A 12765-nucleotide genomic window follows, 5' to 3' on the forward strand; every position below is an offset into this window, starting at 1 on the left:
GGTCTTTGATGAAGCAAAACAAAAAGTTAATAGCAGAGGTCAACTCAAGAGACAATGAATTAATGAAGTTGATTTACAAAATACTTAGCAGTGAACAGCCAGGTACAAGAAGTAAACGCGATCGCACAATCAAGCCAAAGCCACAAGAATCCGTTAGGACTTGGGAGTAGAGTTGTCTGTGGCCCTAACGGATAACGGGTTGTCAAGTAGCCATTGCTCCTGGCCACAATCATCATACAGAAAAACTAAAGCGATCGCCAGCCAAGTCAGTTAACTCGTATAAACGCTTCCTGTTTAACCCAATCATTAATTTGGGATGGGGTATCAGGACTACTAAAATCAACTGCTGTGAGTTTAGCCTGATAAAACTGATTGATCCGGTCGAGAAAATCGGGTAAGAAAAAAGCCGACTGATGCAACCAAAGAGAATTAGCAATATTAATTTGCACATCTTCATCAATGGCTGAAATTGACTGATTGAGAGCCAAATTAGCCTGATTTAGTTCTGCTAAACTGATATCCTGAACTTGCAACGTTTGAGCGATCGCCTCTTTAGTAGTTCCCGCCGCCCCATTATAGGTCATAGCCAGAGCATTAGTAATACTCGCCGGAGAAATAAAAATATTTTCCTGATTTTGATGCTGATAAACACCAGAAAACAGCCGAAACGCAAAACCCGTGTAAGCCGCCACTACTTGGTCATTCATAGCCATATTTTCGGTAGTTTGAGGTGCGGGTAAATCCGATATTAAATGGGAATCTGGGATTTGATCAATAGCCCAACCACTGACTGCTATCATAACAGCCGTGGCGATTAATAATCCCATGTATTTGCAAGAATTAGCCCATAATTTTTTCATAAAAATCCGTAAGTTATCGCCTCCAAATATAGTATATTTCAGCTATTATGATTGTATATGGTTGGCGGATCAACTCCAACCTGAGACCCAGCCAGGTAGCAGTTAGAGCCCCAGGAGAGGTGGGTAATATATAGTATCATAGCCGCCGAATATTCAACTAATTTAACCTTCCTAGAGCCAGTAAATAATGGTTATTTGTTAACCGAAATTGCCCAAGGGGGATAATTGATGCTATAATGTGGTTATAATTGTGGCATAGTTCCCCTATCAATGGGAAATGTTATAAATTACCGACAGTTTTATGGCCATTAGTCTCCTAGCTAAGATTGAAGCAATTTTGTACCTGAAAGGTCAAGCCTTGTCCTTGTCCGAGATTGTACAATTAGCTCAATGCGATCGCCCCCAAGCAGAAGAAGCCATAATTCAACTAATGTCAGATTATGCCCACCGGGATACGGCCTTAGAAATTGTGGAAACCAAGAAAGGTTACAGCCTGCAACTGCGCCAAGCCTACGGGGAACTAATGCACACCCTAGTACCACCAGAATTAGGTGTGGGGGCTTTACGGACTTTGGCAGCGATCGCCCTTAATGGTGGCATTACCCAAACCGATCTGGTAGAATTACGAGGTAGTGGTGCTTATCAGCACGTTCAGGAACTGGTAGAATTAGAATTCGTCACCAAACGACGACAACCCCAAGCCCGTTCCTATTGGTTACAGGTCAGCAAAAAATTCCATCAATACTTTCAACTAGACCAACTTCCCCAGCAACTGTCGCTAAATTTAAAGACAAATTTGCCAGAAGATAGCACAGCATCTAGTTAAATCGACTAAACTGGAATTAAAGTAGAACTAAAGTAGAGCAGACACTAACAAGTCACCTCATGGTTTTTAACTCCGACTTTCATTCGTCTAATGACCAAGAAATCTCTGAGAACCCCCTGTTGCACTATCTACAACATCAACATCCCGATGTTTTAGCCCACGTTGCTCAATCAGCCAGTCCAGAGATCAAAGAAATAATTTCCCGCAATGTCCAAGGTCTGGTAGGCGTTTTACCCTCAGATGACTTCGACGTACAAATCACAACCAATAGAGACAACCTGGCTGGCTTACTAGCTTCAGCCATGATGACCGGGTATTTTCTCCGTCAGATGGAGCAACGTATGCACCTAGAGGAAAATATTTCCAGCACCCCGTCTTCCCGTTCCCAATCAACTAAACCAGAACGGGATTAACCGGATTAACCGGATTAAGGGGTAATAGTAATTTACCTCAAAGTCAGTCAACTCCTGACAAAGCGGAGTCTGGAGCCGCAGCCATCTGTACTTTAATGGTTTCGGTTTTTCCCAGACGGTCAATCTCAATTTCCAACTCTTGTCCCACCAGGGTAAATTGGATTTGCTCTTGGACTTGGGTGGGAGTGATAACCGGGCTGCCGGCGACTCGATTAATGATATCTCCCCGTTGAATACCAGCATTAGCAGCGGGAGAGCCTTCGACCACCCGAACCACTAACACTCCCCTATCCTTAGTCAGTTTAAGATTGAGTTGCTGATCGATCTCCTCCTTAATGGTGGGGTTAAGGGCAACCATTTTCACCCCTAGGAAGGAATGGTCTGCTCTCCCGTGGTCAAATAATTGATTAGCAATTCGCAGGGCGGTTTCAATAGGGATAGCAAAGCCCAAACCTTGAGCATTAGAACGAATAGCGGTATTAATGCCAATAACTTGACCCCGATCATTTAACAGGGGACCTCCTGAGTTACCAGGGTTAATAGCAGCATCAGTTTGAATAAAGCGCACCCGTTTATTAGGGATACCGACCTGAGAACTCGATCGCCCAATGGCACTAATAATTCCCACAGTTACGGTATTATCCAAACCGAGGGGATTACCAATAGCGATCGCCCACTGACCGGGAATCAACCCCTCAGAAACACCAATAGGAGCTGTAGGTAAGTCCTGGGCTTCAATTTTGACCACAGCAATATCAGTTAAGTCATCAACCCCCCTCACCTGACCTTGAAACACGCGACCATCGTTAAGAGTGACACGAACTATATTAGCCCCATCGACCACATGAGCGTTAGTAATCAGACGACCATCAGAACTGATAATAAATCCCGAACCTGTTCCCCGCTGTAACCGTTCATGCTCCTGGGGAATGCGATCGCCAAAAAACCGCTTAAACAGGGGATGATTCAAAGCATCTGGTAAATTTTTAGAAGCACTCCGCACAGCATCAATACGAATCACCGAATGTCCCACTTTTTGGACAGCTTCAGCGATAAAATTGGAGTTATTGCGTGCAGCAATAGGACTCTGACGGTAGTAGGGTGGCGTTTCCGGGGACACTTCTCGAACCACGGGGACGGCGGGAGAATTAGTCACCAGATGATTAGCATATAAATAGCGACCACCGATTAAACCAGTACCGCCCCCGATCGAAAGTAGGGCCAGATACACGGTTAACTGCCTAAAAGATAAATCCATGTTTAAATATTCCGACCGGATCGATATCTCTAAATCAAATGAACCCCAGCGATGAAGCTAAGTTCCTTGCCTCAATTTTAGCAATTGTATCCGAGCCTCGGCTATATTAAAGCCAATATTGCCCTGCTGTAACTAATTAACGAAGTTAATACGGACTGAATATGATCTGCAAGTCAGCCTTGATCTCTGTTATCTTCCTAGGTGCGATCGCCCCTGTGGGACTAGCTAACGTATTTTCCCAGGAAGCCCGAGAAGTTTGTCCAACTCCGGCTTTATCCCGTCTGCAACGTCATCGTGTCGCCCCAGGCGAAACCCTAGCAACCATTGCGCGACAGTACAATTTAATTCCTGCTACCCTCATGGGTATGAATCCCAGTTTACGTGATGGTGTAGTCTCCGTCGGACAAGAGATCTTGATTCCCCCCTACAATGGTATTCAGATAGAAGTAGAACCCGGTCTGACCTGGGTGGATGTAGCGCGTGCCCATAATACCAGAGCCGATGTAATTTTTGAAGTCAATGGCTGTCAAGCTGAACCCAGGGTAGTATTTATTCCCGGAGTCAACTGGGCACCTGCGCCGCCAGTTACTCCCTCCCCTAACCTGTTATCTGGCTATCCATTACCAATTATGGCTGAGGTACTGTTGCGCTATGGGTGGCAGTTAGACCCCGTTATTGGTCAAGTAGTATTTCATGGAGGTATTGATTTATCCGCACCCACCGGAACTCCTGTTTTAGCTGTGGGTAAAGGTGTGGTAGCTTTTGCGGGATATCGAGAGGGCTATGGTAATCTGGTGGTAGTTAATCACGCCCAGGGAAAACAAACCCGCTACGCTCACCTTTTGGAAACTGTGGTTGACACCGGACAGCAAGTAGCATTAGGGGAAACTTTAGGATTAGTGGGTCAGACCGGCCGACCAAGTAGCGATCGCCCCCACCTCCATTTTGAAGTCCGCTATAACTCCAATTTAGGATGGGTTGCCGAGGATCCTAGTTCTTACTTAAATATCCAAGAAGCAGACAGTCATTACAACCGCCGAGTTCGCCGACAATAGGCTGGCTAAATTTAACTTTCATCAACCCCCTCGACTCCCTCCTGTACCTCTAAATGTAGCGCTGCGACCACCGGAACCAAAACCACCTCGTCTCACACCACCAACAGAGGGACTCCTACCTCCACGAGTGGTATTACTGATACCTGCACTAGAGGGAACAGCACGAGGGCTTGAATTGAAGGTACGATAGTAATAGTAGCGACCCCCGCGATTTTTATAATAGGGACCATAATGGTAGCCTACGGGGTAGGAACCATCGGTAATTGGTTCACATAGATTAGCTTCACCCCATTGTTGATGGCAGTCCTGAAGATTTCTATATACTTCTCGTCTTTTGTGGTAAGAAGCGCAGGCTTCCAGACCGACTGATGCTATCAAGACTAGGGTGATAACTGCTGTTCTTTTGTATCTGCGAAACTTAATTTTATCCATGATGAGACTCAGAAATTTGGCTTTGACATACTCCTGGCGCGAAATCTGAACAGACTATCTCTATAATCAGGGCTATTTCTTTCTCTAGGATAACCAATGATCTGTGCCCGACCAAATTATGAGTCAACTTTTAACTTTCTTTTTAGATTTTCTGGTAGTCTTCTGATGTTGAGAAGGTGGTGTTGCTGCTCGTAAAGTTGGCATGGCGATGGTAACTGTAGTACCTTGGTCGTGTCCGGCGCTGTACAGTTGAATACCGCCACCCATCATTTCCATGAGACGACGAGCGATCGCTAATCCTAAACCCACCCCTCCCGACTCCCTAGTGGTGGAACCATCGACCATCACGAAGGGCTGAAATAGTTGGCTTTGCTTTTCTCGGATTACCCCAATTCCTGTATCGACAATAGTTACAATTACCTGTTCAGATGCTTTGATAATCTGACCGGAATTATAATTAGAAGCGATCGCATTCCCCGCCGCATTTGGGAAGCGCTCAAGTTGGCTAGTAATCGTGATACTACCAGCTTGGGTGAACTTGACCGCATTATTAATAATATTGAGAAAAACCTGTTTAAGTTTATCTCGGTCTGCTTGTACTTCCAGAGGTTCAGCGGATAACACTAAGTTTAAATCTAAACCTTTCTGCTGAATATCCAGAGTTTGTAAGGCGATCGCCTCTTGGAGAATCACCCCCAAATCCGTCGGTTCCAGAAACAAAGATAGTTGACCTTCCTCAATCAAGGCAATATCTAAGATATCATTAACAATGTCAAATAAATGCAGAGCCGAGTCATTAGCCATCTGCAAATATTCCATTTCCTCATCGCGATCGTCACAGAAGCCATCCTGAATTAAATTCAGAGAATTAATAATGCCATTAAGCGGTGTTCTCAACTCATGGGATATAACCCGCAAAAATTCATCTTTAAGCTGGTTAGCCACCCGCGCCTCCTTAGTCGCAAAAGCCAAGGCTTGAGCCCGAGACTGCAAACGATCCACCATAGTCCGCAAAGCCTGAGCTAACTGCTCAACTTCCCGGATTTTCAGATTTTTAGGAACCTCTACATGGGATTCAATGCTGTTAACTTGTAGCGCATAATCTCGGAGTTTTTCTAAAGGACGTGCCAAATCCCTAGACAGGTATAATGCTGCACTAATAATCGCTATAATCAAACTCATAATTAGCACAACTAAAACCGAATTAATATCCTTTAATCCATAGAGAGCATCATCCAAACTAGCCACCGCCAAGATGACCCACTTACTATCATCATTCTTGGGAAAAACCGGACTGTCAATAGCATGATATCCCGCCAATAATTCTTCCCCATTTTGTTGAAAAGAAAACAAATGAATAAAATTAGTGCGACCCGCCAACGCACTACGCAGTAAACTATCCAACCTCTGAGAATCAGCGTGATCCCTAATATTTAATCCCACCGACTGCGGATTAGGATGAGCCACAATAGTTCCCGTGTCATCTAAAATTACAGTAGAACCTGTTAAAGATTTCGGGGTTTGCTCACCTCTGAGGAAAGAATAAGACTCCAGACTTAATCCATAACGGAGTCGATTAACTTCTCCATCAGCAATATAAACCGGAGCCATAGAGATTAAACTGAGTTGATTATTTTGGCGGCGAGGTAAAACTTGCCTCGTTTCTGGAGTATCTGACCCACTATCATCGATATTTTCAGGAAAAAAGCCGTTGTCAACCTCTGCAGTTCCCACATTAATAATATGAGCTTCTGACTGACTGACAGTCCAGTTCTCAGATTGAGTAGCAGACCATAAATTTTGGGGAAATTGAACCTGCGCCGCCAGACCACAGGTACTAGCAACTATCTCATTCGTTTCCAGATTAGTCATTTGCAGACAGTTGACCTCAAAAGGTAATTCCGAGACCACCTCTTCAAGAAAACCTTGAAAATTCTCCTCTTCTCCAGACTGCAAAACGGAACTGTGAGCCACTAAAATCAAACTGGATCTCAAGGACTTCGCCCATTCATCAATACCCGCAGCTTTTTTAACTGCACTTTCAGTTAAGTTCAGACGAGCCGTTTCTAGTAAAGCTGAACGAGCTTTGCGATAGGTCACATATTGTCCAACCAACAACACCGGAAGGCTTAACAGTAAAATCCGGGATAGCAGAAGACGGCGAAATGAGGATTGACCGCGTTTAGGCATAATTCACATCTAACAGAGGTGCTATGGCTCAGGGCTGCCCAATTCTCATAGTAGCGCGAACCCTGGAGTTATGAATCACTTGACAAATCATCGGGTTCTGATTTGGGGCTGAAACTGTGACTCAAAACGGAGGTACAAGCGCCGTCCTTTTCTTGGGAACTTCCCGCGAGCACTCCTCGACTACCTGCTGGACTACCTATAAGCGATGTTACCTCATGCCAGGGAGACAGACCCAATCAGCCAATCTGCTACAATCAGCAACAGAGTGCGAGACGTTCAGGTGCGTGCATAGGGCTGAGATGCTCGAAATAACTACCTGGTGGGGATTTCAACCCCTTGGTTGGATATAAGGAGTGCACTCCTGACCGTCCCCATAACTGTTTATATGTACCGACGTTTTGTATCATCCGATACGAAAAATAGTCAGGGAATCCAAGGTCAACATACTTTGAAATAAAATTTAACATTTTGTTACAACGTTGAGGATGACGGCGATAGCCACCCCCAATTTCAGGAGTCACGACCCGTCAGATTGAAGCGGGGAACGCAAGGCGTGAGGTGGAACCCACTCCCAAGACTCCGACCACTGCCAACCATCTATGATTAGGCGTGAGCCGAATGTCTGACTTGAACCATCGTAATGATTGGGTAGCGAAATAAGTTGATGCGCTGCGCTCAAAAAGAGCAAGGGGAAAAGTAGGAATTTTCTGTTGTTACCTACACAGACCTTTAAAATTACCCCGGTGGAAAGGGCAAATCTAAAGATGGAAGGCCAATATAAACGGAACGTTTTAAGTCCTCTTGGATTCTGAGAATATTGGTCGATATCTCAGTAGTGATAAGTGTAAGCGCAAGGTGCGAGACGTTCGGGTATGAAATAGGGCTGAAATGCCCTAAAGCACTAGCCGGTGAGGATTCCAGCCCCGAGTTTGGATATAAGGAAACCTCTCCTGACCATCCTCATAACTGTTTATATGTCCCGACGCTTAGGGAACTAAGCAAGGCAGGGAACTCAAGGTCATAAACGAACTGAGAAATCAGGGAGTAGAGAGTAACGGCGATAGCCACCCCCAGTTTTGGAAATCATAACTCGACAGACTAAAGCGGGGAACGGAAGGCGTAGGTCGGAACCCACCTCCTACTCGACCACTGCCAACCATCTATGATTAAGGAGACTGAATGTCCGGCTTGAACCATCGTAATACACTAGCAGCGAAATAGGTTGACACGCTGCGCCCAAAAGGGCAAGGGGAAAAGTAGGGGGTTCTTGCGACTACCTACACAGACCTTTAACAGTACCCCGGTTCTGAGGACAAATCTAACGATGGAATGCCCATATAAACGGAACGTTGTAACCCCTCTAATGCTCTGCCTATAAACAAGTGAGTAATGCTATTGACAAGGCAGTAGTGAAAAATGTAAGCGCATGGTTAGAGGGTGAAGGATGTGACCAGAAGCTAAAGCCCAATTGTCATGGTTGGGATATGCCCAATTGTCACGGTGTGGATATAGATACTGCGATTATTAGGAGTATAGTGGCGAGAACGAGTTCAAAGACTACGTGCTGCATAAAGCTCTGAACATTGAAGCACGAAAGCAGGGGAGGGGGTAGTAACCCTGTTCCGATGACAAAAGGGTATCCACATCAGGAGCCGTGTGATGGGAAACTATCAAGCACGGTTTTGAATGGGAGTTCGCGAAGGTGACTTCACTCTCGACCCCTAACTCCTAGAGGATGTGAGATGTAGCCAGAAGCCAATGCCCAACTGTAATGATTGGGATATGCGTGCGAGACGTTCAGGTATGAAATAGGGCTGAGATGCCCGAAATAACTACCTGGTGGGGACTTCAGCCCCTAGTCGCTGGATATAAGAGGTTAATCTCTGACCATCCCTATAACTGTTTATATGTCCCAACGTTTGGAATTCAACCTTCCAAACAAGGCAGGGAACCCAAGGTCATAAACGAAGTGTCTAGTGGGAGTCGTGAACCGATTGAGCATAGAGTAAAGGGCAACGGCGATCGCCATCAGCCAAAATTCTGACTGTTTCCAGTATGGAATTGACAAAAAATTAGGTGTGTTCATCATCAATTTTTTCCCAAATATTACTATAGTTAAATAGTGGGGCTATTATCTATCAAAGATATAGATGCCTCCGTTGGCAATAATAGCCTAGGTAGATTATAACCGGAGGAGGGAGTCCTATAGCGATCGCCTTGAGAATATCATTTATCAACATATAACTATATTGCCTCGAGTCTCAAATACTAAATATCATCATGATGTTCTGATAATGTTGATTTTTGTGAACCCAATCAAAAATAGATAGTCTTTTCAGATAACATATCTTACAATTAGTCAACTATAGTAATTTATCGGTGACTTATTCATGATTGACATTAGTATATTACCGCCGACTCCAGCAGTCACTAATCTAGTCCCGGTTCTACTCGCTCAACAAAATACAGTTCCACAACTAGATATTACCTACGATACAGTAGAACCAAACCCAGGAATATTGATCGGCTATTTAATTGGCTATTTAGTGTTTAGTTTTTTGTCCTGGAAAATTTATCAAAGATGTCGAGTGGACAATGCTTGGTTTGCTTGGATTCCTATTTTAGGAACCTATATAAATTTTGTGGCTGGGGATGAAGATAACCCGATTTTATGGACGATTTTGATGTTCATTCCCTGCATCAATATCATTGCCGTAATTTGGTTAATCAAAGCCTGGATTAGAATTTGCAAAAAACTAGAAAAAACTCCCTGGTTAATACTTTTGTGGATAGTTCCTGTGGTAGGAACCTTAGTTTTCTACTCCTATCTCGCTTTTGGTTAAGTTAATGTGGGAATCCAAATCATGCTAAAACTCAAGCACAGAAAAACGATATTTTGGTTTTTGATTGCCTTATTAGCTGGAAGTTCAATAGCCGTGTATTCCCAGTCAGAGATTAATTTTTTTGTGAAAACTTTTGAACTGGTGTTATTTCAGCAATTAGCAACGGTGGTAATTTACCTAACCTGTTTTGGGGTGGATTTGCTAAAAAGTCGTTAATTGATGGGGAATTGTAATGGTAGGTAAAACACTAAAATCGCCTGATTTGCTTTCTCGACAACAACGACAAAAACGGATGTTGGGTTTAGCGATCGCCTTAATACCTATTATCGGTAGTATAGGGTTTAACCTAGGTGTTCATATGGAGTTTTTAAGATGTCCCCTGATGCGATATGTGGGGGTTCCTTGTCCAGCCTGGGKGTTAACTAGATCCTTAATGGCTACAGCCCGAGGTGACTTAAATCAGGCGATCGCCTACCACTTATTCGGTCCCCTAATTTTCTTATGTTTTGTGATTGCTATTATTCATTTAATTTGGGAAATTATCAAAAATCGAAAATTAGATATTTTTTATATTCACTGGTTGACTAATCCCCGGGTACAAATTTTGAGTTTTCTGATTCTACTGGGCTATCACAGTGTACGATTGCAACATTTGTGGCAAATTGGTAAACTGTATCCATCTTTCCTCAACTCCCCTCTAGGACGCTTGCTCCTTAGCTAAATCTCAGATAGTATCTGAAGGCTATGATCATTAAAAATTTGCCAAGATTCCCGAATTGAGTTATTATCCATGGTCGGTGTTGCTAACTGAGGAGGATCATGAAAACTCGGTGGAGGATTTTACCCCTAGAGGCGATCGCTTGTTTAGACAAATCCCTAGGGTTGACTATAAATTATAAAATACTCCGAAAAATTACTTATTTTGTAAGCGTTTTGGTCTTGACATTTTCCTTAACTGTCGCTGGTCACAGCCCAGCCTTCGGGCAATTTTTCGTATCTCCCGTCTCAATTACCGATCAACAGAATCAAACCTTTTTGTGGAATGTCAACCGTGCTTATAGCTGTGGTGCTAGTTGGTGTAGCAGAGTTTATTTAGGCGGCCACGGTGGGCGGGGAGGATTAATCCTCGGTGCGCGACGGAGTTTAGAACAAGATGACCGCGCCACTGCCTTAACCTTAGAAAGACGTGCAAAATTAGTACAGGAATCCTTTAATCGAGGTCTCCGTAATATTAGCAGAAATCAAGAATTACCACAAACATATCATCCAGAAAATTGGCAGTTTTGGCGGTTGTTTAATCCAGATAAACCTCTACATCCATTTACCCCGCAATTAAATATAGGAATTCAGAATAACGAAACGGTAATTTATACTCAACCAAATCATGATTTACGCATCCCTCAAATTGTAGTAATCACCGTCAATAATCATGATGCCATTGTTAATGGTATAACAGTTGAAGAATTAGCACCAGTTTGGCGAGACCAAATCACGCAGTATGCTAGTGAAGCCTTATGGGGGCGAGAATTTGATGCTCAATATCCTTTAGGAAGAATCACCATCACCTTGATTATTGTAGCATTTATTTTCCTATGTCTGAGGCTAATTTCGGGGTTACGAAAATTACTAACACAACGACGCAATCTAATTAAAAGCCAATTGCAAAATCTGGTGAATGAAGCTAAAGTTAACCCCGAAACCTTATCAGGAGAAACTCTTTCTGATACTGTAGTTCAACCGAATGAAGACATCAGTGATGATGCCGATAAAGTTAAGGATGTCAACAGTAATGGCCAAGGCTATAGTTCAGGTTATCTGCATCACAAAATTAATCAGAAAATTAATCAAATCCCTAAACTGATCGCCAGGAGGTTAAATAGTCAAGTATCACTTCAGCAAGGCAAAAACTTAGTAGAATTATTGCGGAGATTTCTGCTGATAGCGGAATTATTAGTGATTTTATTAGGTATCAGTTTAATTTGTTTCGTATTTCGGCAAACTCGTCCTTTAATTATTATGTTTGCCTATCAAGCAATTCTGCTCCCTAGTCTTTGGGTTGGTATTACCTTAATTGATAAACTGTTAGATTTTTTCATTGATCATACCTTAAATGGTTGGGCTCAAGAACAACAAGAATCCCATCCTAACTTGAATCGTTACACTATGAGAGTTAGCACCTATTCTCCGGCTCTCAAAGGTGGTAAAAGTTGGCTGTTCTCCGGTCTTGGTATTTATTTCACTGTGGTAATTATTGGCATCAATACGGCGTTCCTAGCCGGTGCGGGAGCCTTCGCTTTATTAACAGCTTTTCTATCTCGTAATTTAATAGAAAATATGTTAAATGGCATTTTAATTTTGCTCACAGACCGTTATGCTGTAGGTGATGTCGTCCAAATTGGCAATTTAGCCGGAGCCGTAGAAAGCATGAATTTGTATTGCACTAATCTCCGCAATTTAGATGGTCAATTAATAACTATTCCCCATGGTCAAGTTGCCACAGTTATTAATAATACTAAAGACTGGTCACGGGTGAACCTGGGCTTAAAAATTGCCTGGGATGCTGACATCAGAAAGGCTATGGAAATTATTCTTAAAGTCTGTCAAAAGATGCAAAATGAGGCGGAATGGTCTGACAAGATTTTAGAACCTGTTGATATTCTGGGGGTTGATGATATTTCCCATGAGGGAATTGTGATCCGGTTTCTAGTTAAAACTATACCCAGCCAACAATGGGCGGCAGCACGAACCCTGCGGTTCCGACTCAAACAAGCCCTAGATGAAGCAGAAATTACCCTAGGGGTTCCCCAGCGTTTCGTATGGTATCATCAACATGATCATCAAACTTCTAGGGATTTTAAGAATTTGCTCAAACCCTGATTGTTAGTTAA

11 protein-coding genes are annotated in these 12765 nt (G+C 43.3%); 7 read left to right on the forward strand and 4 right to left on the reverse strand.

Annotation, left to right across the window (positions count from 1 at the left end; all coding sequences use genetic code 11):
* Window positions 1-266: 266 nt before the first annotated feature.
* Window positions 267-860: a serpin family protein gene (locus B9T16_RS08465; RefSeq protein WP_410244537.1), complete on the reverse strand. Its 594-nt coding sequence runs from the start codon at window positions 858-860 to the stop codon at window positions 267-269.
* A gap of 301 nt (window positions 861-1161) precedes the next feature.
* Here B9T16_RS08465 and scpB point away from each other — a divergent pair, with 301 nt between their 5' ends.
* Entirely contained in the window at window positions 1162-1686 is a 525-nt protein-coding gene (scpB, locus tag B9T16_RS08470) for an SMC-Scp complex subunit ScpB (RefSeq protein WP_006617001.1), read from the forward strand.
* A gap of 59 nt (window positions 1687-1745) precedes the next feature.
* Window positions 1746-2099 (forward strand): DUF760 domain-containing protein, encoded by a 354-nt coding sequence (locus tag B9T16_RS08475; protein WP_006617002.1) that lies wholly within the window; start codon window positions 1746-1748, stop codon window positions 2097-2099.
* A 43-nt stretch (window positions 2100-2142) separates the two neighbouring features.
* On the opposite strand, the gene B9T16_RS08480 is transcribed toward B9T16_RS08475, so the two are convergent.
* A complete protein-coding gene (locus tag B9T16_RS08480; RefSeq protein ID WP_410244538.1) occupies window positions 2143-3357 on the reverse strand; it encodes an HhoA/HhoB/HtrA family serine endopeptidase in 1215 nt (404 codons plus the stop codon).
* A gap of 161 nt (window positions 3358-3518) precedes the next feature.
* Between B9T16_RS08480 and B9T16_RS08485 the strand changes: the two genes are divergently transcribed.
* The gene (locus B9T16_RS08485) at window positions 3519-4412 is read left to right on the forward strand and encodes a LysM peptidoglycan-binding domain-containing M23 family metallopeptidase (RefSeq protein ID WP_410244539.1); all 894 of its coding nucleotides are present in this window, start codon (window positions 3519-3521) and stop codon (window positions 4410-4412) included.
* 21 nt (window positions 4413-4433) lie between these two features.
* Here the strand turns inward: B9T16_RS08485 and B9T16_RS08490 are convergent, their stop codons facing one another.
* Entirely contained in the window at window positions 4434-4844 is a 411-nt protein-coding gene (locus B9T16_RS08490) for a hypothetical protein (RefSeq protein ID WP_317270043.1), read from the reverse strand.
* Window positions 4845-4967: 123 nt separating this feature from the next.
* Window positions 4968-7034, reverse strand: a complete 2067-nt coding sequence (locus B9T16_RS08495) for an ATP-binding protein (RefSeq protein WP_410244540.1) — start codon at window positions 7032-7034, stop codon at window positions 4968-4970.
* A gap of 2390 nt (window positions 7035-9424) precedes the next feature.
* Between B9T16_RS08495 and B9T16_RS08500 the strand changes: the two genes are divergently transcribed.
* The 4 genes from B9T16_RS08500 (at window position 9425) to B9T16_RS08515 (ending at window position 12754) form a co-directional block, all read left to right on the forward strand.
* Window positions 9425-9877, forward strand: a complete 453-nt coding sequence (locus B9T16_RS08500) for a hypothetical protein (protein WP_006617307.1) — start codon at window positions 9425-9427, stop codon at window positions 9875-9877.
* A gap of 21 nt (window positions 9878-9898) precedes the next feature.
* Window positions 9899-10093 carry a hypothetical protein gene (locus B9T16_RS08505; protein ID WP_006617306.1) on the forward strand — a complete coding sequence of 65 codons (195 nt, stop codon included), beginning with the start codon at window positions 9899-9901 and terminating at the stop codon, window positions 10091-10093.
* A 16-nt stretch (window positions 10094-10109) separates the two neighbouring features.
* Complete coding sequence (locus tag B9T16_RS08510) at window positions 10110-10598, forward strand: DUF2752 domain-containing protein (protein WP_410244541.1); 489 nt, start codon at window positions 10110-10112, stop codon at window positions 10596-10598.
* Window positions 10599-10696: 98 nt separating this feature from the next.
* A complete protein-coding gene (locus tag B9T16_RS08515) occupies window positions 10697-12754 on the forward strand; it encodes a mechanosensitive ion channel family protein (protein ID WP_410244542.1) in 2058 nt (685 codons plus the stop codon).
* Window positions 12755-12765 lie beyond the last annotated feature (11 nt).

It is taken from the genome of Arthrospira sp. PCC 8006, from assembly GCF_046480465.1.
Classification (GTDB): Bacteria; Cyanobacteriota; Cyanobacteriia; order Cyanobacteriales; family Microcoleaceae; genus Limnospira; species Limnospira platensis.

Bases quoted from the DNA above. Each gene is read 5' to 3' on its own strand.
- B9T16_RS08500 (WP_006617307.1), top strand. From the start codon at position 9,425: ATGATTGACATTAGTATATTACCGCCGACTCCAGCAGTCACTAATCTA.
- B9T16_RS08485 (WP_410244539.1), top strand. From the start codon at position 3,519: ATGATCTGCAAGTCAGCCTTGATCTCTGTTATCTTCCTAGGTGCGATC.
- scpB (WP_006617001.1), top strand. From the start codon at position 1,162: ATGGCCATTAGTCTCCTAGCTAAGATTGAAGCAATTTTGTACCTGAAA.
- B9T16_RS08505 (WP_006617306.1), top strand. From the start codon at position 9,899: ATGCTAAAACTCAAGCACAGAAAAACGATATTTTGGTTTTTGATTGCC.
- B9T16_RS08475 (WP_006617002.1), top strand. From the start codon at position 1,746: ATGGTTTTTAACTCCGACTTTCATTCGTCTAATGACCAAGAAATCTCT.
- B9T16_RS08490 (WP_317270043.1), bottom strand. From the start codon at position 4,844: ATGGATAAAATTAAGTTTCGCAGATACAAAAGAACAGCAGTTATCACC.
- B9T16_RS08465 (WP_410244537.1), bottom strand. From the start codon at position 860: ATGAAAAAATTATGGGCTAATTCTTGCAAATACATGGGATTATTAATC.
- B9T16_RS08495 (WP_410244540.1), bottom strand. From the start codon at position 7,034: ATGCCTAAACGCGGTCAATCCTCATTTCGCCGTCTTCTGCTATCCCGG.
- B9T16_RS08480 (WP_410244538.1), bottom strand. From the start codon at position 3,357: ATGGATTTATCTTTTAGGCAGTTAACCGTGTATCTGGCCCTACTTTCG.
- B9T16_RS08515 (WP_410244542.1), top strand. From the start codon at position 10,697: ATGAAAACTCGGTGGAGGATTTTACCCCTAGAGGCGATCGCTTGTTTA.